The sequence below is a fragment of the Desulforamulus aquiferis genome (genome assembly GCF_030577015.1).
In the GTDB taxonomy this organism is placed as follows: domain Bacteria; phylum Bacillota; class Desulfotomaculia; order Desulfotomaculales; family Desulfotomaculaceae; genus Desulfotomaculum; species Desulfotomaculum aquiferis.
Genome location: NZ_JARPTC010000024.1, coordinates 1 through 21,787 on the forward strand (window position 1 = coordinate 1; position 21,787 = coordinate 21,787).

Genomic DNA, 21,787 nt, shown 5'->3' on the forward strand with positions numbered 1-21,787 from the left:
TATTCTGTCTGAAAGCCGGGGTTTTTCTTTTTTAATAAATCCCTCAGGATTGCAATTTCGAGGTCTTTTTCACCAAGGATATTTTTTAGCTTGTCATTTTCTTTTTCCAGTTGTTTATATTCTTTATGTGAAGGTATATAAACAGATGTTTTCTTGGACTCACTGCTTGTTTGCTGCCATGCTTTATGTTTTGATTCGCTAATCCAACGGTATAGGGTTTTGGGGTGAACCTCGTAGCGTTTAGCTACTTGTCCTACATCGTTGATTTCCAAGGCATCTTTTATTACTTGATCCTTGAACTCTTTAGGATATCTTTTACTTTTCATGTCCTATCCCCTCCGTCAATATTATTTTACATTATTGTGGGACAGGACTCCAATCTCATTTAGGGGCTAAATAGGGGCGACGCAAGTCAAGCTGGATATATGCCACCATACAACGGTTTCAATCCACGCCCCCGTGCAAGGGGCGACATTCACAGTATGGGCAAATGTTGATGGACATTCATGTTTCAATCCACGCCCCCGTGCAAGGGGCGACGTTATTCAGAAAGTCTACAAGAGATTTCAGTTTGTTTCAATCCACGCCCCCGTGCAAGGGGCGACATGACGGTGACGATGGTCCTGAGTTTTATCAAGAGGTTTCAATCCACGCCCCCGTGCAAGGGGCGACGTAAAATCTCCGGCTAAGCATATGCCTACAGACCGTGTTTCAATCCACGCCCCCGTGCAAGGGGCGACGCAACGAGAGGGGCACATTATTTAAACTTAAACGTGTTTCAATCCACGCCCCCGTGCAAGGGGCGACATGACCCGTTCGAAATAACTTGCGTAGCAATATCAGTTTCAATCCACGCCCCCGTGCAAGGGGCGACAAAATACTAAGAAGGTTGTTAAGTCGCTGATTGAGTTTCAATCCACGCCCCCGTGCAAGGGGCGACATTTGTGAGGCCCAGTGGTTTGATGAGGGCAGAGTTGTTTCAATCCACGCCCCCGTGCAAGGGGCGACATCCATGATGGCCCTCACCATCTCGGTATTAAATAGTTTCAATCCACGCCCCCGTGCAAGGGGCGACCTCGGCGTGGCTTCCGCCACTTCAAAGGCTCTATGTTTCAATCCACGCCCCCGTGCAAGGGGCGACGGTAGATTCCCACCAGGTCACGTGCCATTCAATGTTTCAATCCACGCCCCCGTGCAAGGGGCGACAAAAAACTACCTCCGATGTTAAAGGCATCATTTTTGTTTCAATCCACGCCCCCGTGCAAGGGGCGACGTAGTATCGATTAAGGTCTACAGAGTTTATAGAGTTTCAATCCACGCCCCCGTGCAAGGGGCGACGTTGGACGCATTAAACTTAACATGGAATGAGTTTGTTTCAATCCACGCCCCCGTGCAAGGGGCGACTGATTTTTTGTAATTAATCCTGCCCTGCTGAATAAGTTTCAATCCACGCCCCCGTGCAAGGGGCGACTTTTTGCCAACCTTATATAAACGAACACCATTATCGTTTCAATCCACGCCCCCGTGCAAGGGGCGACCCTTATTACATGCGCCAAGAAGACATGCAAAAAATTGTTTCAATCCACGCCCCCGTGCAAGGGGCGACTGCAATCGGATAGGCACCCAACCCGCAGAAAAAAAGTTTCAATCCACGCCCCCGTGCAAGGGGCGACGTAGTTGGCAGAAGAAAAATATTAAGACAATGGCTGTTTCAATCCACGCCCCCGTGCAAGGGGCGACGGCGCTCAATGTTAGAGCTGATCGTAAAAGGCTTAAAAACGTGATTTCCGCGAACCTAGGTACAAAGACAAATTTAAGATTGGCTTTGTTCAAGACATTCAGTTCAAACTACCATATACCGTACCCTGCGATAGTCCATGAATTTCTTGTTAACTTATGGTTCGCACTTTAAATAATTATAGTTCCTTCAGGGTTAAAGACACCTTTAGCTCCAACATGTTCAATCTTCCTCTTCCAATTGCTGCCAAGGTAATAATATCTGAGACTATCTTTATCTTTGTCAATGATATCTTCTAATTTATTTCTCAACGCAGCAAACTGGGCAGGGTCAAGTAAACATTCAAATACTGAATTTTGAACCCTTTGACCGTGATCTACACATTGTTTTGCCACTCGACGCAATCTTTTCTTACCTCCTTCAGTCTCAGTATTTACGTCATAGGTTATTAAAACCATCATGATATTCAAACTCCTTTATTTCCAGAGAAATGGCGGGTATTTATATAGATCTCCCCTTAAATGTCTAGCAAGTAACAAGGCTTGGGAATATGGCAGCAGTCCGACATGTATTTTCTCTTCCAAAAAAGGGTGTGTTATCTCTTCCCTTTTTCTTTTTTGCCAGGCATCAATTACAGCTTTTCGAGCAGATTCTTTCATAATAACTCCACCTGATTCTTTCTTTATAAAGTCATTCCCAGTAACCTGCCTTCTATTGATAAGACTAAGTGCTAATCTGTCGGCCAAATAGGGTCTAAATTCCTCCATCAGATCTAAGGCCAAGCTGGTCCTTCCAGGACGATCCCGATGTAAGAATCCAACATATGGATCAAGACCTACCGTTTCCAATGCCGACCTTGTTTCATGAAGAAGTAGACTGTACAAAAATGATAATAAGGCGTTTACATTGTCAAGGGGTGGTCTACGATTTCTTCCTGCCATATAAAATTGTTCTTTTTGGCAAAGGATTAACTGGTTTAATACAGAGAAGTACTTTTGTGCTGATTCTCCTTCAACACCTCTAACTTCATTTAATGATACCTTTTGAGTCAAGCGGAGTGCATTACGACTAATCAATTTACATGCCTGTTCAACTTCACTGGTTTGAAATTTACTCCCATGATCGCTGATATATCGCCTCAGAACCGTTCTACTGTTGGCAAGTTTACCCAGGATAAACATTGAAGCTAGCTTAGCTGATTCAATTTCACTGTCTGCTAAGCGATATTGTTGTCTTCTTAGGAGGACATTTCCTTTTGGTGCTCCATGAAAGGTTGCCTGATGCCGACCATAAGGGTTTAAAAAGGATATGGTTATTCCCTTTTCAACACACATTCCCATAAAGGCCGGACTAGCACCCATATATCCAAAGGTAACAATACCTTCCAGGTAATGGATAGGGGTACGAAATACCTCTTCCTCTTGAACCCTTACCACCAGGTTTTCGCCATCTTTAGCCAGATAGGCCTCCGGGTTAGTTACATATAGCACATTTAGCATTTTCCTCATTACAATGGCTCCCCTGACCAGTCATTTTTTATATCATCAATCAAGCCTTTCAGATATTTATTAGTTCTTTTATTGTACTTTGCAACTTCTGGGACACACACATTTATCAAAGAGCAGTTTTTACATTGCTTACTATATTTAGCTTGTGGGGTTTCTCCCTTTAGGTATAGACTATGCATTTTCTCTGTTAGCTCTCTAACCCGCTTTCTCAGACAATTGTCAAACTCAACCCTGTGTCTGTGTTTTGTCTGACCATAATATAGATATCCAAAATCTATATTAATGGAGAGCATTTCCTCCAGACAAATTGCCTGGGCACATAGTTGGACTTCATCCCTATCATCCGACTTTGGTTTTCCCCTCTTATATTCAACAATGCTGTATCTAATGAGTGATTCTTCTTCAGCCAATTCAGCTACTGCCGCTGAATTTAAATGAAGCTCAACTACATCTGCTACTCCGTATAAGCCTAGGGTATGGGATTTAATAGGTACCGACCTTACAATCTTGACATTGTTTCGTGTTTCAGAAAAATATGGATCGTCTACCCTTTCATGAAGGATTTTTCCTTCAACTGTGCGCACATTCTCTACCCATTGATTTTCTATATGGATAATCCCCCATTGTCTTTCGCAATAGGCAAAGTGTTGGATCCCAGACAAGGCCAAAAAATCTTCTTCCTCATATTGTTTTTCCATATATCACCTTTCAATCAGTTTAACTCCATCAGGCAACTTAGTCTTATTCACTGTAACTAGATAATCTGAATAAGCTCTTGGCGGCTTGGTTAAATCTTTTCTTGTAACACTAATTAAGTCAAATAATTTATGCGCCGGTGAATTGCCTAGTAATGTCTCATGTTCAAAGATAAACAAATTCCTTGAAGACATCTTGCCTCTGGCTGCCGATCTATCATGATCGAACATATTTTGCAGTGACTCCCACAACAAATTTAAATCTCCTATAGAGAAGCCGGTTTTTTCAGCAAGATTGGCAGACACAAAACCTTCTGCTCTATATAATGCATATGGAACAATATGTTTTCGTCCCATTTCTCTGTCTTTCTTTTCTGCATCCTTTTCTGAAGTTACTGCCATTCTAGTAATGGTAACCTCTTGCTGAACAATGGGATCTATACTACGCGCAAAATTAATTTGTACAGGTCCACGCACCTGTCCGCAATTAACCTCGGTTGTCATTACAGCACCAAAGGCCCTGATATCGTAAAAATTCTTACACATAAAGTTTTTTACTCTAGATGCATCATCTTCATTTTTAGGAAGTTTTTTTGGTTCTGGCTTGATACCAGCTGAGGAATAGGCTTTTCGATGTTGGGTATTTAGTACCGCTCCTTCACGAACGTAAATATCGAAGCCCTCTGCCTGATTTTTTGCTATATCAACATAGTTTCTTATTTTTCTCTTAAGGCAAACATCAGTCACCAGCCCTAATCCTGTTTCAGCATCTATACGGGGCATATTTCCTGCATCGGGGTCACCGTTTGGGTTGCCATTTTCAATATCAAAAAACAAGACAAATTCGTATCTGTTTTTAACGTTTTCAGACATTAATTAACACTCCTTTTTCTCTATCTTTTTAAATAAATCTTGACGCTGTTGGTAATAGCCAAGTACAAATTGCCCCTGTTCTTCCAGATTAAGATGGGCCGGAAAACTATCAATATAGGAAATAACTTCTTCTATGCGTTTATCAGTAAATTTTCCATATTCTGCTTTAGCAATATGATGTTGGGCAAGTCTTAACAGTATCGGAAAAACTGAACCCGGTGAAGCCGAAGCAGATCCAAAGTATCTGTCCCTTATGGTAGCGTTAATACCCGGATTAGCATCCTCTTGAGCTTTTTCTAGCAAAGAAAAAAGTCTTCCTAACATATAGCCTATGTTACGGTTCTCTTTATTTAAAGACATACTAAAATCCACCCCACTCCCCTTATTGTAGTAACGTTGCTCTCTAGCAAGACATGCTTTAATCACTGAAGCCCTTATATAATTAACTTCCTGATCCGCTCTAATTCTTGATATTATCGAGTTGAAAAGCGATTTGGGATAAGGAGAGCCAGTTAACATAGAACGCATTAAAACGCCCCCTAGAAGCGGAGCAATCCTTTTTACATCTTTTAAGGGTGCTGTTTCTTTCAATAGCATCCATGTGGAAATATAATCTGGTTCCTTATCGAATCTCTTTTCGATAGCTAAATCCTTATAATGCTGGCCTATTCTCTCTAGGAAAACACCGAAATTATCCACATGCCAAAACCTAACAGCTAGTCGGCTGGCATTTGGAGATAAGCCTAGAATATAAAATTTTGTATTTTCATTAATACCTGTTAAACCACCGGAAATGGGTTGTCCATTTTTGATTTTTATAAAAATATCATGTAACAGCCTGACTGTCTGCGGATCCCTAATAACTTCAGAATCCTTTTGAAGTTTTTTATCCTCATCAGGGCTAGACTCCGATGGTGGAAAAAATAGCATACTTAATATATCTTCCTCTAAACCATTGGTAGATTGTTCTGCCCAAAAAACTACAGTTGCATCAGCAATTCTAATCCTATGCTTGGGACTGTTTAAAAGGTAATTCAATGCAGTGGTATACTTAAATGTAACGTCCTCTGCCACAGGTGCATTAAAGCTTTGTGATTTTCCGTAAGAGGTAAAAGAATCTAGATTAAAGGAAATCAAAGATGCCCCACTGGATTGTGCCCCTGTCACCCCCTTAATGCTGGGGTGCAGCCTCGATATTCTTGCTTTTTTGCCGGTAACCAGGCACTGCATAATAACTTCTGATTCATTTGATTTTTTATGACTGCTCCAGGCATCCCTTACTGCTTCTCTTTCGTGAATGTATCCTTTAAAACCCTCTACTTTAAATACAAGGTTGCTTCCCTCTGTTAGTCCTTCTAGATGTGTATTAATAGCTGGATGATTTAGAGCAGAATCAACATTCCAACCACGCAGAAAATGCAACAGGGCTTTGGCAGGTTCGTCAGTTACATCTTTGAGAATATTCTCATGCAATTGTAAAAAGTCCTGAAAACATTCCTTGATCCGTTGTTGCTTTTCTTTCTTGCTGTTTTCTCCCAATCCTAATACATAAGTACTATTGTCACACATGAAATTTGCCGCTACACCGGATGTTCTTTTTGCTTGTTCAGGCACCTCAATTTCCCTGGGTACCAATTTGTTCCGTCCGTCTACCCTTAAATCAATAACCTCTAAAAGTTGTCCAGCCATAGATAATAGTAAACAATAACTAACTTTCGCCTTACTATAACCTGGCTGACTAATACCGGAATTCGGATCCAACTGCAGGGTGTCATAATAATTGTAAAGGGCATTAATAATCAATTCCTACACCCCGCTTTCTATCTTTGGCACATCTATTAAACCGTCCTTCATGTTTGCCCTAAAGAAAAGCGGGGTCATACCGTCAGCATGATCTATATCCAATAACATCCATCCAAGATCCTTCTCACCTCTGTGAAAGGAGTGAGGTATTGGTTCATCATCTTCTATTAACCTAAATTTAGCGGCAAATTCCCGACACCCAAAGTAAGGTTGTTGAAAGCACTGTCCTTGTCTAGCCCTTCTCATGGCGATGGCATAGTGCTTCTCAGGCGTATCGGCCAACCCCGCTTTAATGGTCATCTCAAAATGAGCCTCTATTACATAGGCTACATTTCTCAGTAGTAAGGTTGCCCTTTGCTGGCGGTCTTCTGAAGCATATTGGCAAAGCAGTACCGGCTCTCCCTTCATAGCAGTTCTAACATTACCTGAGGGAATTTTACTGCTAACCTCGTTTCGACGCACATTATCAAACTTGATTTCATTAAGAACATGAATTCTGTCTACAACCCATCTAAAGGCAGGCTTCCAATGTATGGCCTCTAAAATGCCCCTGGCAGCAGAAGGGGTTATAACGTCATAGCTAACCCTTTCCACCTTCATTTCCGGCCTGGTAAAACAAGCAAACTCTCCCCAAACCATCAGCCGGATTCCATAACCCATGATGTCTTCCTCCTTTCAACTAAATAATTAACGTATCATTTAGTAACATACTCTCGGTTTTTGGTATAAGGCCCGTTTCCTTACTGTAATGTCCTTCTAACATCTCCTCCTTCAAAACAAATAGCCTGCCGTTAATACTTTCTAATATGCCAAGTTCATTTAGTTCGATAAATTCCTTTTCAAACACTTGAACACTATACCTTTGTAAGCTTCTAAGGTACGAACCGGGAAAAGGACTACTTCTAGCATCCTTTAATATTTTTAGACAGTTATCATCCCAGGGGATTATAATTGAACAAGTATTGTCCTGTATCAATTTAAACTTTTCTTCAATAGCTCTAAATTGAAAACTCCAATAGGCTTCTAGTTCCCTTATCTCCTTAAGTATGTTATTTTTATCCAACTGACTGTCATCAATATCATACAGTGAACTAAAATACTCTTTTACACCTTCTAATCCAAGAGGGTCCTCATGATTTTCAATTATCCTCTTGCCCAGGGTAGCGGTTCGGTTGAGCCAGCCCCTTGGAATACCATGTTTTTCACCTGGCATAAATACATACACTTTACCTTCTGGTCTCAGACCTTCCCGATTACAACGGCCAGCTGACTGGGCAATGGAATCAATACCAGCCATACTCCGGTATACTACAGGAAAATCGATGTCAACCCCTGCTTCAATTAATTGGGTAGAAACAACCCTGCAAGTTATTCCTGCTTTAAGCCGCCCCTTTACTTGTTCTAAAATGTCAGTTCTGTGGGCAGGACACATCCTGGTGCTAAGATGATACGCCCCCTCACCATTAATTCTTTCATAAAGCAAACGTGCATGTTTCTTAGAATTTACAATACACAACACCTGCTCCTGTAAAGCTAATTGTTCTTCTAGCTCATCATCCGAAATAGTACCCAAGTTTTTTACACTTACTCTCTTGAAATCTTGGTAAAGTTCTGCCGGATCGTCGATTATCTCAATGGTTTTTACCCCTTCAGGTATTAATTTACTAATGTTCGGTTGTGTGGCAGTGCATAATACAATGGTGGATTTATAATTAGTTATTAATTCCATAATTGAGCTGAGGCATGGTTTTAGAAACTCACTTGGTAACATTTGCGCCTCGTCAATTACGATAACACTATTTACTAAATTATGTAATTTCCTGCAGCGGGAGCTTCTAGCAGCAAAAAGCGATTCAAAAAATTGCACATTGGTAGTAGCAATGATTGGCATATCCCAGTTCTCGGTAGCGAGTTTTATTATTTGCATAATATCAGTTGCTGACTCAGCTCTCTCTTCTCGATAATTATCCTGTGGGTAAGAAAAATTACTGTGATGCTCCAGGACGTTTTCATCTCCTAATATTTTCCTAAAAACAGCTGCATTTTGTTCAATAATACTTGTATAGGGAATTACGTATATAACCCTTTCTTTACCATATTTAACAGCATGTTTTAAGGCAAAGCTTAAGGATGATAAGGTTTTACCCCCACCGGTAGGAACAGTTAGGGTAAAAAGTCCCGGTAATTCATTTGCCTTCTCATTGCAGTTAAGTAATATGTTCTTTCTTTTCCGGTTGACAAAAGTATCCTGTGCTCCATTGCAAAGGCGCTCAATATATTGCTCAAGTTTATTTGACAATTCCTTTAAACAGTATTTTCTCTCCCTTAGATTAGATTTTTCTGAGTTTAAAGCTCGTTCTGTATCTAAAAAGTCTGCATCAACTATACAGGAATAAAGGAATCTTATAAAAAACTGTGCACTAAATCCTTTTCCTACAATTGGTACAAGGGTGGGGAATTTCAATGTATTAGGTGGGGGAAGGATTATTTCGCGGGAGTAGGCCTGATAATCATAGACCTTTTTCTCTAGCCTTGCCTTTAGGGAAGACTCCTCTTCCGAGGTGCCCCAATCCGGCAGACCACAGTGATGTCCTGCTATAACATAGGCTAGGGGCACAGCAAGTCGTCCGTATCTCTTATTGGCCTCCGCCGCCCCGGATGTAGAATGATCTACATTTATGTTTTGTCCATTAATTCGCTTTTGAAACTCAAATGAGTATTTGCCCAAATCATGCATTAGCCCGGCCACGTATGCAAAATTGTCAGCCCCAAAGGAACGGGCAAAATTTGCAGCCAGCATACCAGTATCTTCAAGATGATCCTTTAAAATATGCCACTGCTCTTTCCCCTTCTCAAGATCCGAATGGGCATAAAATTTCATACCAAGCACCCCTCAAAAATGTCAAATAATTTACCCATTTCTTTCTTCTTGTAACATTTCCCTACATATTTTTTAGAATAATTAACGACATATTTCGAGATATATTTTATAACAAAAAGAGAGATTTTTATTTTAAATAAAGAATCTCTCTCCTTGTGGCTCTATTAAATTACTAAGCTGCTTAGCTTTTAATCATACAGGTTTTACCTTCTTAGTGCTTACCAGTATTAAGTTCTTCCAACTCATGTTCCTTATATACTGTGATGGGTATTGCTTCATCCAGGGATCGGCCTGGCTCGTACTCAAAGCGGTCCTGGTTGGGCTGGGCCAGGGCTTGGAATATGAGTCCCACAGGAATATCCATGGGGCAGGCGTTTTCGCATTGGCCACAGCCAACGCAGGACAGACCCATGTGGTTTACCCTGGTCAGGTGGAATAGTGTGGTGTCGGTGGGCAGCTCGATGGCACCCTTCCTTCTGGCATATTCCATGTATTTATCGCCGTTGTGGTCAAAGATAGGCCCGGCGGATACACATTCACGGCAGAAGCAGATTGGGCAAGCCTGACGGCAGTTTTGGCACTTAATACAGGTGGCCAGTACTTCAGCAAGTTTGTCCATACTGTCAAAGGATTTTTTGAATTCGGCAATGGCAGCAGTTTTAGCCGTTCCCTTTTCTGCTGCAATTTTATCGATAATTTTTGTTCTGGTATCCGGCACGCTTGCAGAATCTAGACCGGCAACACCAGACAGATCTAGCTCATCCTTGGCTGATACCAGCAGATTACCGCCCATGCCCAGCCAGCCTAAAATAATATCGGCTTTGCTGGCCTCGGGGTAGGCACAGATGCCGCAGGCCCGACGCATGGTCATGCCTGTGGGGTTGCTGCCGTCAGCAGCTTTAGCAGCCCATGCCTTGGCGTCAATTTTATTTTCTTTTACCATTTGGGCATAATCCTTGGCAGCAAAGGTACCGTTGCAATCAACCCCGATAACTACCAGGTTATCCATTTTAGCCTGTTGTAGCTTAGTTAGTTCAAATAATGCCCGAACCTCACAGGAGCGGAGCACCACAGCCACCTTTTCAGGTAGATTTCTAGAAAGATTGGCCACCAATCTGGCCACATTTAGTCCATTTACCGGGGCAAAGGGATCAACAGCACCAAGCATTTCCGGGTCCCTGATCAGGGTGGGAACCACATTGGTTTTTGCTGCTACTTCCTGGGGGGCCAGAACGGCACCCACCACACCGGAAGTCATAAGGGATTTTAAAAATCCCTGGACGGCACTCAAGGTATCGCCACTTGCTTTTATAGTATAAGTTTTCATTTTAAAACGCCTCCCACCTTAGATTTCCCAGTTCTTACGCAGCGGGTTAGGTCCTAAATTTTTCAGTTTGTTCGTCATTTCGGTAATTACTTCACCAAAATATGCACCCTGGGAAGCACTGATAAATCTTAACCATAACCGCTCCTCTGGTATTCCTAACTGTTGGAGCACGTTTCTGGCGATGGCCACTTTTCTGCGGGCCTTGTAATTGCCACTACCATAGTGGCAGTCACCTTCGTGTCAGCCACCAACTAGTACTGCATCTCCACCGTCTAGAATTGGTTTAATCATATACAGGGGATCTACCGCTCCACTACACATAACCCTGATAATTCGAACGTTTGGGGGGTATTGGATGCGGGCTGTACCTGCTAAATCCGCACCGGTATAGGTACACCAGTTACACACGATAGCAATAATCTTAGGTTCGAACTCAGTTTGAATTTTTTGCTCGGGAACGCTCATTACTTTACCCTCCTTTTCAGCCTAGTTGTTACATGCATCCAACATGGCCAAGATTTGCTGTTTTTCAAAACCCTTTTGCTGGGAAGCACCGCTGGGGCAGGCAGCCACACAGGCACCACAGCCCTGGCAAAGTACATCCAGCACATCAGCTACGTTAGTCAATTCATTCATAACCCTGGCACCGTAGGAGCAGGCCTCTACGCAAAGTCCACAGCCCTTACACCACTTGGGATTTACCATGGCCACGTTGCCAAGGGATTCCAGCTTATCCTTAGACAGCATGGTAACAGCCCTAACAGCTGCCGCATTAGCCTGGGCAATGGATTCCTCAATTAACTTGGGTGAGTGGGCCAAGCCACATAGATATAAGCCATCGGCGGCAAAGTCCACCGGACGAAGTTTCATATGTGCTTCCAGGAAATAACCGTCGGCGTTTAGGGAAACTTTGAAGGTCTGGCTTAAAGCATCTGTACCTTGTGCCGGAATAATACCGGTACTTAAGACCAATAGGTCTGTATCTAACTCGAGGGTCTTATTCAATATTGGATCCTTTACAGTTACCTTCAGCTTATCTCCCTTAGCTTCCACCACAGGCTGATCTTCCAGGGTATACCTAACGAAGACAACTCCCTGTTTTCTGGCTTCAGCATAGTAGGTTTCGTAAAAACCATAGGTTCTGATGTCCCGGTATAGGATAAATACGTTGGCCCCAGGATTTTGCTCTTTTATCTTAAGGGCATTTTTAACAGCATTGTAACAACAAATCCGGCTGCAGTAGGGTCTTTCCTCATTTCTAGAACCTACACACTGAATCATGACAATGTTATTGGCGTTTCCAACGCCTGGTCCAGCCAGTTTTTGTTCTAGCTCCCGCTGGGTTAGAACTGCTCCATGCCGGCCATATAGGAATTCTTTAGTTTCAGCAGGCTCGGCACCTGTGGCCACAATAACTACACCGTGCTCAATTTTCTTATCACCTGATGGAACTGCCAGTGTTGTCTTGTAGTTACCCAGGTATCCAGCAACATCCTTGATGGTTGATTCAAGATATAGTTCTATATTTGGGTTGCTGTTTACATCAGCAATGAGTTTGTCAACCAGTTCTGATGGGTTATTACCTTTCATGGTATACTTGACATCCAAAGCCTGGCCACCCAATTTTCCTGTGCGTTCTACCAGATAAACCTTAAAACCCTGACCTGCCAAGTTAAGGGCATTAGTCATACCAGCTATGCCGCCACCTATTACAAGGGCCTGACGGTTTATATCCATAAAGGAGGTGTAAACCGGCTTCAGCAGCTTAACCTTGGCCACAGCCATTTTTACAAGATCCTTGGCCTTTTCGGTGGCTGCATCGGGGTTATCCCTGTGTACCCAGGAGGAATGCTCCCTAATGTTGGCCTGTTCAAAGAGGTATTGGTTAATGCCCGCCTCTTTAAGGCTACTCATAAATAATGGAGCGTGGGTTCTTGGTGTACAAGATGCCACCACAACCCTGTTCAGCTTATGCTCGTTTATGGAAGCTTTAATCTTTTCGATACTATCCTGGGAGCAGCTAAAGAGAAACTCCTCGGTATAAACTACTCCCGGAATTGTCTTGGCATACTCGGCCACCTCAGGCACCCTGACAACACTGCCAATGTTGATACCGCAGTTGCAGACAAATACACCTACTCGGGGATCTTCCTGACTTATATCCCTTTCCTCTGGATATTCCTTAATTTTGCTCATGCTACCACGAACTGCACTAAGGAAATTGGAGGCATTGGCTGCCGCAGCACTGGCGTCCACTACTGTTTCTGGAATATCCTTAGGGGCACAGAAGGCACCCCCGGCAAATACACCGTCACGGGTGGTCTGACCCGGCGCAAACTCTACAGTCTTACAGAAGCCGTAGCTATCCAGCTCGATATTGCAGGCCTTTGCTAGGTTAGCATTGCCGGCTGAGGGCTTTAGTCCCACCGACAGAATAAGCATATCAAATTCTTCTTCAGAAAAACTTCCGTCGGGATTGCGATATTTAACTAGTAGGTTTTTAGTATTGGGATCTTCCTTCACTGAGGAAATCATAGCCTTTTGATATTTAACACCGTGCTGAATTTTGGCCCGCTCATAGTACTTTTCAAAATCCTTACCATAGGCCCTGACATCCATGTAGAAGACCTTGGTCTCCAAACCCGGCTCATGTTCCTGGGCGATAATGGCATGTTTTGTAGCATACATGCAGCAGACCGCGGAGCAATAGTGGTTACCTTTAGCAGCATCCCTTGAACCAACACACTGGACAAAGGCAATCTTCTTAGGTTCAACATGATCTGAAGGGCGGGCCAGGTGTCCCATGGTTGGGCCACTGGCAGAAAGTAACCGCTCAAACTGGAGGCTGGTCAAAACGTTTTGGTAGATACCCCAACCAAACTCGCCCCTTAAATCTCCGTCCATGGGATCAAAGCCTGGGCTTAGTACCACAGCTCCAACCTCAAGTTCTAGGGTGGTATCTGGCATGGAATGATCGATAGCTTCTGCTGGGCAAGCCTTTATGCACTTACCGCAGGCCTTAGGGTTTTTAAGTTTCAAACACTTAGCCTTATCAACAGCATAAGCATTCGGTGTGGCCTGGGCATAAAGCTTGTAGATAGCTTTACGTTTGCCCAAACCATCATCAAAATCATCATCAACCTTTACCGGGCACTCTTCTGCACAAGCACCGCAGCCGATGCACTTTTCCAGGCTTACACAGCGGGCCTGCTGCAAAACTTTAGCCTTAAAATTGCCTGGTTCCCCTTCCAGGCCAATAAGCTCGGCCCCGGTAATGATTTCTATATTTAGGTGACGACCCACGTCAACCAGCTTGGGGGACATTGTGCACATGGCACAGTCGTTGGTGGGAAAGGTTTTATCCAGCCGGGCCATGGTACCACCGATGGCGGGCTTTTTCTCCACCAGATAAACCCGGTAGCCGGACTCGGCCAGGTCCAGGGCGGACTGCATCCCGGAGATGCCGCCGCCCACAACCAGTACCGCGCCGATTTGCTTTTTATCCGTCATAGGTCCTTCAACCTCCTATCCCAGAGCCGCATCCATCATGGCTAGTAATTGTTCTTTTTCGAAGCCCTTTTGCTGTGTGGCACCACTCGGGCAAGCCGCTACGCAGGCTCCACAACCCTGACATAATACTTCCCTTACCAGAGCTTTTCCGCTGCGCTCGTCGTACACCCTGGCACCGTAAGCACATGCGCTAACGCATATTCCGCATCCCTTGCAAAGATCTTCATCCAATTCAGCTGTAATACCCAACGACTCTAACCTACCCTTAGAAAGAAGGGTAACGGCACGTATAGAAGCGGCGTTGGCCTGGGCAATAGTTTCAGATAGGTTCTTCGGACCATGGGCTAGACCACAGAGGTATAAACCATCGGCAGCAAAATCAACCGGTCTAAGCTTCATATGGGCCTCCAAGAAGAATCCGTCAGCATTTAATGGTACTTTAAATAATTGGCTCAATTTCTCAGTATCTGGACGTGGCTGAATACCGTTAGCCAGGGCCAGGATATCAGCATCTATTTTAATAGGTTGTTTTAATACATGGTCTGTTACCCTTACAGTAACCTTGCTGCCGTTGCCTACTACTATAGGCTTTTCGTCAGCACTATATCTGATAAAGATTACTCCCTTGCGACGGGCCTCAGTGTAATATTCCTCCTTGAAGCCATAGGTTCTAATGTCACGATAGAGGATAACTACATTGGCATCAGGGTCAAGTTCTTTAATCTTTAGGGCATTCTTGATGGCATGGGTACAACATACCCTGCTGCAATAGGGTTTTTCTGGTTCCCTTGAGCCTACGCAGTTTATCATTACCACTGTCTTAGCGCCACCCAAGCCCTTATCGGCAAGCTGTTGCTCCAAGGCACTTTGGGTAATAACTGCCCCATTGCTGCCATAAAGGTACTCTGTGGGTTCCATGGGATCTGCACCGGTAGCAATAATTACTGCTCCATGCTCAACTTCCAGCTTGCTGCCATCATCCTTAGCCAGAATGGTACGGTAGTTGCCCAAATATCCTGCTACATCCTCCACCTGGGCATTTAATACAACATCCACCAGAGGATTATTCTCCACATCTGATTTGAGCTTGGCTATGAAGGCTGGAATGTCTTCTCCCTTCAAGCTGTAACGCATTTCCGTTGCCCTGCCGCCAAGGCCATCGGTCTTTTCTACAAGGGTTACTGCATAGCCCTGCTCTGCTAAGGAAAGGGCGTTGGTCATCCCTGCGGCCCCACCACCAACAACCAGAGTTCTTTGATTCACATCAATAAAGGCAGTTTGCACCGGCTTTAATAGACGCACTTTGGCAACGGCCATCTTAACAAGTTCCTTAGCCTTTTCGGTGGCTTCTACCGGGTTATCCCTGTGAACCCAGGAAGACTGTTCACGAATATTGGCATGTTCATAAAGATACATGTTGAGTCCGGCTTCCTTCATACTGCTCTGGAAGAGTGGAGCATGGGTCCGGGGGGTACAAGAAGCAACAACAACCCGGTTTAAATCGTGCTCAGCGATACGATCTTTAATTCTGATAATGTTATCTTGGGAGCAACTGAATAGGAATTCCTCCGTATGAACTACACCCGGTAGTGTTTTAGCAAATTCAGCAACTTCTGGAACTTTTACAACACTCCCTATGTTAATGCCGCAGTTACAAACAAATACCCCAACCCTAGGAAGTTTATTATTTACATCTTTCTCCGGCGGAAACTCCTGTACGGTAGTCATAGTACCACGGGCCGGAGCCAATAATCGGGAAACCATGGCTGCTGCTGCACTGGCATCAACGGCTGTTTCAGGAATATCCTTCGGCTCACCGAAGGCACCACTTACGAAGATACCGGGTCTAGAACTGCAGCCAGGAGCATATTCATCGGCACGGCAAAAACCGTATTTATCTAGTTGAATATTTGCTGCCTCACCAAGTTCCTTGGCTCCTTCGGGGGCAGAAAGACCAATGGACAGGACCACCATATCGAAGGTTTCCTCATAAATAGTACCGTCTTCGTCGGCATAGCGCATGAAAATATCGTCACTGCCGTCCTTAGCAGGATCTACTCCAAAGATACGAGAACGAACAAATTTAATTCCCTGTTCATCCTTGGCCCGGGTCAGGTAACGTTCAAAATCCTTACCCGGAGTACGCATATCCATATAGAATAGTTTTGCCTCCAAAGGATCATGGCTGTGCTCCTTGGCAATTACTGCCTGCTTGATGGCATACATGCAGCATACCGAAGAGCAGTAACCCTTGCCAATTCTTTCGTTCCGCGAACCAACACACTGGATCCAGGCAATCTTGGTCGGTTCTTTATGATCCGAGGGTCGAACCATGTGTCCGGCGTAAGGGCCGCTGGCGGATAGAATCCGTTCAAACTGGATACTGGTCACTACATTGGGCAGTGTACCGTAGCCATATAATTTTAAGTCTTCTGGATCGTAGGGTTTGAAGCCAGGGTTCATTACCATGGCACCAACTTCGATTTCCAGTTCCTTATCCTGCATACTGTGGTCAATGGCTTTAGGCAAGCAGGCGTCAACACATTGCATGCATTCAGAACAAATAGCGCAGTTTAGACAACGTTCTGCTTCTGCCTGGGCTTGCTCGGGAGTAAATCCTAAACATACTTCCTCTGTATTGGTTGCCCTTCTCTCAGCCGGTGCGTGACTCTGTTTAACCTTGGGTGTTACAGGGTAGGACTCGGCCTTACGAGGGATAGGGGATATCTTTTCCTTGGGAATAGCAAATTCACGGCCAGCCTTCATATCTTCGCCTTGTATGTAGCGATGTATGCTTTCAGCGGCCCTCTTGCCCGCTCCCACTGCATCAATTAGTAGAGCCGGCCCGGTAAATACGTCACCACCGGTGAAAATACCGGGTACGTTGGTGGCTAAGGTTTCGGGGTCTGCCACAATGCGGCTGCCCCACTCGTTGGCCAGGGGCTTATCTCCCACAAAGGATAAGTCGGCGGCCTGACCGATAGCGGAAATTATTGTATCTACATTGGTCCACGCTGTGATGGTATCTCCATATACAGGAACGGCTTTGCCCTTGGCATCCTTTTCCATTCTGACAACTTCTATTGAGGAGATACCTGTTATCCGGCCCTTTTTACCTTTGATTTCCTTTATCAGGGTCTTAAAGTGGAACTTTACTCCCTCTTCAATGGCTTCTTCCACTTCCTCCGGTGCGGCAGGCATCTCACCACGGGTACGGCGATACAGAACATGCACCTCTGCCCCGGCGCGACGAGCACTCCTGGCAGCATCCATGGCCACGTTGCCACCACCAACCACCAGCACCTTCTTACCTACATCTACCTTCTCCCCGAGGCCAATCCTGCGGAGCATGTCAACGGCAGAAATAACACCTTCCATATCTTCGCCAGGTGTTCTCATACTGGTGCCCTTTTGGCATCCAACACCGAGGAAAATGGCTTTATAGCCATCTTTAAACAGTCCATCAATGGTAATATCCTTGCCTAGGGCAGTATTTACCTTAATTTCAACGCCTAATCTCTGAATAAGGTCAATTTCAAAATCAACCCACTTTTTAGGTAGGCGATACTCAGGAATACCTACCCGCATCATACCACCTGTTACAGGTAAGGCTTCAAAGATCGTCACTTTATAGCCTTTGAGGGCCAGGAAGTGGGCAGTGGACAGACCGGCAGGACCGGAGCCTATAACTGCAACCTTTTCTTGCCTGTCAGCATCTTTCTCCGGCAGGGGCAATTGGTTAATGTCCTGTTGATAAGCCGTATCAGCGGCTAATCTCTTCAGGGTTGCTATTTGAATAGGTTCGTCAACCTTAGCACGGTTGCAAGCAGTTTGGCAGGGGTGTGCACAAATACGACCACAAATGGCCGGAAATGGCATTTCCTGATAAATCATTTTCCAGGCATCAATGAACTTACCTGATTTAATTAACTGAACATAACCCTGTACGTTAATTCCTGCCGGGCAGGTAGCCTTACAGGGGGCAACTCCACGCTTGTCTATGGCAAAGGCGTTGGGTGTAGCCTGGGCATAGAGCTTATATGTTGCTTTGCGGGTATCTATTTCGCCGTTAAATTCGTTAGGTAGTTCCACCGGACAGGCACTGGCACAGTCACCACAGCCGGTACATTTTTTAATATCAACGTAACGGGCCTTTTGAGCCACTTTTACCTTGAAGTTTCCCGGATCGCCAGTTACTTCCTTCACCTTGGCGCCGGTAATAATTTCAATATTCTTATGGCGTCCGGTGTCAACCAGCTTAGGGGACATAATACACATTGCACAGTCGTTAGTTGGAAAGGTTTTATCCAACCGCGCCATGGTGCCCCCAATTGCAGGCTTTTCATCCAATAGATAAACCTTAAAACCAGACTCAGCCAAGTCCAGAGCGGATTGCATACCAGATATACCGCCACCCACCACCATGACTGCTCCGGTCATTTTTTTATCGGTTTGGACGTTGCTCATCTACGTTAACCTCCATCCCTTTACGAAGTTACCCGGCCAGCACGGAATCAAGCAATTTGCTGGAATCCACCAGGTGCTTGCTGCACCAGTTGCGTACCTCCGGAATCCCAAAGGCTAATCCCATTAATTCTGTAAAGAAGAATACTGGTATATCTTCACCCTGGGGACGACGCATTTCTAAGTTTGTCTGGCAAAGGGGGCAAGAGTTAACTACCGCGTCAGCACCTGCCTCACGGGCCTTGGCCAGGATCTTTCCAGATAAGTTGGTAACCATAGCTGACTTAGACACCGAGTGACCTGCCCCGCAGCAATCAACCTTATAGGACCAGGTTACCGGGGTAGCACCCAATGCCTTTATTAATTTATCCATCTGCATAGGATTCTCGGTGCTATCAATGCCTGTTATCTCTCCCGGACGCACTGACAGGCAACCATAATAGCAGGCAATTTTTAAACCCTTTAAGGGCTTTTGTACTTTCTTACTAATTGTTGGCAGTCCAATTACATCAACCATCGCCGCTAACAAATCATATACTCTGGGCTTGCCATCGAACTTGAAGTTTAAGATTTTTTCTAATTCCTGTCTGACATCAGCATTATGTATCATTTCATACTCTGCACTCTTTAAGCGGTTAAAACAGGCTGAACAGGGTACCACACAATCCATATTCATTTGCTGAATCTGTTTAACCGTTAGGGCAGGCAATCCCACAGAAAGTCGATGATTGGTTGCGTGGGCTGAGGTAGCACCGCAGCAGGTCCAGTCAGGTATTTCCACCAGGTCCACATCCAGTGCACCGCAAACAGCTCTAACTGAGCTATCATATTCCTTGGCGGTAGCCTCCAGGGAGCAACCCGGATAGTAGGCCAATTTCATCTATTATCCCCTCTCTTCCGCAGTCCTTGTAAACCTAAGGATTTACCCTGCAACTATTTCTTGGCCCAGTCAAAGATACGCTTTACTTCTACTTTACTGGGAACACTGTGGGGGAACAGGGCTAGCTTCCCTTTAAGGAACATTTTAATACCAACACCCACGTCATCCATCAAATGGCCACTCTTTAGCTTATAGCGCATAAGCATGGTGCCTTCATGAACTCTTCCGTAGGATTTTGCAGAATTTAAGAAGCAGTCGTGGAAAAGTTTAATATCTTTTTCGCCCGGTGCAACTCCTTCTTCAATGGCCATTTCTCTCAGGGCATCCATTACTGAAGCAATACGTATTCCATTGGGACAGCGGGCACCACAGGTTTCACAGCCCACACATACCCAAATGGCTTTACTTTTTAATAGCTCATCCTTCAAACCAAACTGGATCATCCGAAGAACTTGGTTTGTATCCATTTCTCCGTATTCAGCAATTGGACATCCGGAGGCACACTTTTGGCACTGATAACAGCTTTCGATTTCCTGACCGCTGCGTTTCTTTATTTCTTTTGTGAAATTTAGGTCTAGCGCCTTCGGACCACCATCGGTTATAATATACACAGGTCCACCCCCTTTAAATATTACGATTTTACTTTAGTTTAGTTTATCATATGCTATATTTTGAACAAACCTTCGCGAGTATGGACTAGACCCAAAATTTGGCCAAATTTTGGGTTCTAGTTCATTTTTTACTTCCCTTCGCTGACAATCTATTTGTTTCTCGCTTTTACTTTATTTGGCTTAATTAAAAATTTTCCATAAACCTCGCAGCCCTTGATTTATAAGGTTTTTTTGTTTTTTGCAGACTATCTAAATATTAAAACTTTTTTTCGCTTTTGCTTTAATACCCCCTTGTATTTCGCTAAAACTAATTTCGCTGGCGAAATCCTTTTATGTCAGCATTCAGACAAAAGTATTTCTAAGCAAAAGAGAACCAGACACACCACCTTACTAAATCAGCTCAGCAGAGTTTAGTCACCAGTTAAAATAAATAATGTATTCAAAATTTTTAAATAACCTAAAAAAGAACCAGCCTGTAAGCACAGTCTGGTTCTCTACTTATACCTATATTTTAATGAAGCTAATAGCAACAATAATTTTGCTTTTACCCCTTTATTACATATGCCGCCAAAGGGATAACAAAGCCCACACCAGTTACAAGCAACCAGAAACCAATATTAAAGCTCTGCTGGCTTTCAGTGGCAGCCGACTGAAGATACTGTTCATATTCTCTTCCTATCATCTGGCATCCCTCCTGTATCCTGTATACGTAAAGTGTAGCCCATTTAACATTTCAGGTAAAGCACCTTTTTTCACAAGCCTGGGTTGTAGCAATTCTTGTTCTTTAAATAGGTATTAATTACTTGATTTAACATTAGTTATCTTTATTTTTCATGGCATCATTGAAGTCCATTTACTAAGCCACATATTAGGTGTGTCAGTTTTTCGTACATGTATGCACTGCAATTTTAAGTAATTTTTTTAGAAAACTATTGACTTGTGCTGTTTCTTCTGTTAACTTATTTATTAATTATTATATTTTAATGTCGAAGATGGAGAAAAGTAGGTCGGTCCCAGCCCTCCAGGGAAAAGGAGCCTTGACTGGAAGCTCTTTTAGGGTATGGATGAGCGAAGTTCGCTCCGGAGATGCTGCGTTGAAATTCTTAGTAGGTGCAGCCGGGAACTCCCCCCGTTACAAGGGAAAGGTATCGGACAGTCGAGTCCCGTACCGGTAAAGCGGCTTTAAGCAATTAGGGTGGTACCGCGAAATCATGCATTTCGTCCCTCAGGGATGAGATGCTTTTTTTATTTTACCGGTCTGGAATTGATTTTCCCGTATCTATGAGTGGGCTTTTTTATAGCCAAATTGGGTGGTACCGCGGATCAACTCCGTCCCTGTAAGGGATGGGGTTTTTTATTTTTCTCGAAAGGAGGTAGTTTCATGTTAGGAATTCCCGACCCTCAAATTCTATTAGCCTATGTACTTTCCCTTGCGTCTAGTATTTTGTGTGTAATATATGGGGTTAAAAATTGGAACAAAGATATTTAGGCTTATTA

The 21,787-nt window shown here is 44.0% G+C and carries 16 protein-coding genes, 1 CRISPR repeat array and 1 other annotated feature; of the genes, 1 reads left to right on the forward strand and 15 read right to left on the reverse strand.

Going from position 1 to position 21,787, the window contains the following annotated elements; all coding sequences use genetic code 11:
* The 15 genes from P6N53_RS15850 to P6N53_RS15920 all read right to left on the reverse strand — a co-directional run.
* The coding region (locus P6N53_RS15850; protein ID WP_304544907.1) for a transposase at positions 1 to 326 on the reverse strand (326 nt) is incomplete at its 3' end.
* A 115-nt stretch (positions 327 to 441) separates the two neighbouring features.
* Positions 442 to 1,740: direct repeats of the CRISPR family, unit length 32 nt; unit sequence GTTTCAATCCACGCCCCCGTGCAAGGGGCGAC.
* 168 nt (positions 1,741 to 1,908) lie between these two features.
* A complete protein-coding gene (gene cas2, locus P6N53_RS15855; protein ID WP_304544909.1) occupies positions 1,909 to 2,199 on the reverse strand; it encodes a CRISPR-associated endonuclease Cas2 in 291 nt (96 codons plus the stop codon).
* Between the two features lie 15 nt (positions 2,200 to 2,214).
* Entirely contained in the window at positions 2,215 to 3,246 is a 1,032-nt protein-coding gene (gene cas1c / locus P6N53_RS15860) for a type I-C CRISPR-associated endonuclease Cas1c (RefSeq protein ID WP_304544911.1), read from the reverse strand.
* Positions 3,246 to 3,944 carry a CRISPR-associated protein Cas4 gene (gene cas4 / locus P6N53_RS15865; RefSeq protein ID WP_304544913.1) on the reverse strand — a complete coding sequence of 233 codons (699 nt, stop codon included), beginning with the start codon at positions 3,942 to 3,944 and terminating at the stop codon, positions 3,246 to 3,248. Before cas4 ends, cas1c begins: the two co-directional genes overlap by 1 nt.
* A 3-nt stretch (positions 3,945 to 3,947) precedes the next feature.
* Positions 3,948 to 4,814: a type I-C CRISPR-associated protein Cas7/Csd2 gene (gene cas7c / locus P6N53_RS15870; protein ID WP_304544915.1), complete on the reverse strand. Its 867-nt coding sequence runs from the start codon at positions 4,812 to 4,814 to the stop codon at positions 3,948 to 3,950.
* 3 nt (positions 4,815 to 4,817) lie between these two features.
* Positions 4,818 to 6,617: a type I-C CRISPR-associated protein Cas8c/Csd1 gene (cas8c, locus tag P6N53_RS15875; protein WP_304544917.1), complete on the reverse strand. Its 1,800-nt coding sequence runs from the start codon at positions 6,615 to 6,617 to the stop codon at positions 4,818 to 4,820.
* 3 nt (positions 6,618 to 6,620) lie between these two features.
* A complete protein-coding gene (gene cas5c / locus P6N53_RS15880) occupies positions 6,621 to 7,277 on the reverse strand; it encodes a type I-C CRISPR-associated protein Cas5c (RefSeq protein ID WP_304544919.1) in 657 nt (218 codons plus the stop codon).
* Between the two features lie 19 nt (positions 7,278 to 7,296).
* Positions 7,297 to 9,498, reverse strand: coding sequence for a CRISPR-associated helicase Cas3' (cas3, locus tag P6N53_RS15885; RefSeq protein ID WP_304544921.1), 2,202 nt, complete (start codon positions 9,496 to 9,498; stop codon positions 7,297 to 7,299).
* A 211-nt stretch (positions 9,499 to 9,709) separates the two neighbouring features.
* Entirely contained in the window at positions 9,710 to 10,825 is a 1,116-nt protein-coding gene (locus P6N53_RS15890; RefSeq protein WP_304544924.1) for a 4Fe-4S dicluster domain-containing protein, read from the reverse strand.
* Positions 10,826 to 10,843: 18 nt separating this feature from the next.
* Complete coding sequence (locus P6N53_RS15895; RefSeq protein WP_304544926.1) at positions 10,844 to 11,290, reverse strand: hydrogenase iron-sulfur subunit; 447 nt, start codon at positions 11,288 to 11,290, stop codon at positions 10,844 to 10,846.
* A gap of 21 nt (positions 11,291 to 11,311) precedes the next feature.
* Positions 11,312 to 14,335 (reverse strand): CoB--CoM heterodisulfide reductase iron-sulfur subunit A family protein, encoded by a 3,024-nt coding sequence (locus P6N53_RS15900; protein ID WP_304544928.1) that lies wholly within the window; start codon positions 14,333 to 14,335, stop codon positions 11,312 to 11,314.
* Between the two features lie 15 nt (positions 14,336 to 14,350).
* Positions 14,351 to 18,802 (reverse strand): FAD-dependent oxidoreductase, encoded by a 4,452-nt coding sequence (locus P6N53_RS15905; protein WP_304544930.1) that lies wholly within the window; start codon positions 18,800 to 18,802, stop codon positions 14,351 to 14,353.
* A gap of 28 nt (positions 18,803 to 18,830) precedes the next feature.
* Positions 18,831 to 19,679, reverse strand: coding sequence for a CoB--CoM heterodisulfide reductase iron-sulfur subunit B family protein (locus P6N53_RS15910; RefSeq protein WP_304544932.1), 849 nt, complete (start codon positions 19,677 to 19,679; stop codon positions 18,831 to 18,833).
* A 53-nt stretch (positions 19,680 to 19,732) separates the two neighbouring features.
* Entirely contained in the window at positions 19,733 to 20,290 is a 558-nt protein-coding gene (locus P6N53_RS15915; protein WP_304544934.1) for a 4Fe-4S dicluster domain-containing protein, read from the reverse strand.
* 544 nt (positions 20,291 to 20,834) lie between these two features.
* The gene (locus tag P6N53_RS15920) at positions 20,835 to 20,972 is read right to left on the reverse strand and encodes a hypothetical protein (RefSeq protein WP_304544936.1); all 138 of its coding nucleotides are present in this window, start codon (positions 20,970 to 20,972) and stop codon (positions 20,835 to 20,837) included.
* A gap of 298 nt (positions 20,973 to 21,270) precedes the next feature.
* Positions 21,271 to 21,519: a binding site (T-box leader), on the forward strand.
* A 152-nt stretch (positions 21,520 to 21,671) separates the two neighbouring features.
* Between P6N53_RS15920 and P6N53_RS18785 the strand changes: the two genes are divergently transcribed.
* Positions 21,672 to 21,779: a symporter small accessory protein gene (locus tag P6N53_RS18785; protein WP_373323065.1), complete on the forward strand. Its 108-nt coding sequence runs from the start codon at positions 21,672 to 21,674 to the stop codon at positions 21,777 to 21,779.
* Positions 21,780 to 21,787 lie beyond the last annotated feature (8 nt).

Bases quoted from the DNA above. Each gene is read 5' to 3' on its own strand.
- cas2 (WP_304544909.1), bottom strand. From the start codon at position 2,199: ATGATGGTTTTAATAACCTATGACGTAAATACTGAGACTGAAGGAGGT.
- cas1c (WP_304544911.1), bottom strand. From the start codon at position 3,246: ATGAGGAAAATGCTAAATGTGCTATATGTAACTAACCCGGAGGCCTAT.
- cas4 (WP_304544913.1), bottom strand. From the start codon at position 3,944: ATGGAAAAACAATATGAGGAAGAAGATTTTTTGGCCTTGTCTGGGATC.
- cas7c (WP_304544915.1), bottom strand. From the start codon at position 4,814: ATGTCTGAAAACGTTAAAAACAGATACGAATTTGTCTTGTTTTTTGAT.
- cas5c (WP_304544919.1), bottom strand. From the start codon at position 7,277: ATGGGTTATGGAATCCGGCTGATGGTTTGGGGAGAGTTTGCTTGTTTT.
- cas3 (WP_304544921.1), bottom strand. From the start codon at position 9,498: ATGAAATTTTATGCCCATTCGGATCTTGAGAAGGGGAAAGAGCAGTGG.
- P6N53_RS15890 (WP_304544924.1), bottom strand. From the start codon at position 10,825: ATGAAAACTTATACTATAAAAGCAAGTGGCGATACCTTGAGTGCCGTC.
- P6N53_RS15900 (WP_304544928.1), bottom strand. From the start codon at position 14,335: ATGACGGATAAAAAGCAAATCGGCGCGGTACTGGTTGTGGGCGGCGGC.
- P6N53_RS15905 (WP_304544930.1), bottom strand. From the start codon at position 18,802: ATGAGCAACGTCCAAACCGATAAAAAAATGACCGGAGCAGTCATGGTG.
- P6N53_RS15910 (WP_304544932.1), bottom strand. From the start codon at position 19,679: ATGAAATTGGCCTACTATCCGGGTTGCTCCCTGGAGGCTACCGCCAAG.
- P6N53_RS15920 (WP_304544936.1), bottom strand. From the start codon at position 20,972: ATGATAGGAAGAGAATATGAACAGTATCTTCAGTCGGCTGCCACTGAA.
- P6N53_RS18785 (WP_373323065.1), top strand. From the start codon at position 21,672: ATGTTAGGAATTCCCGACCCTCAAATTCTATTAGCCTATGTACTTTCC.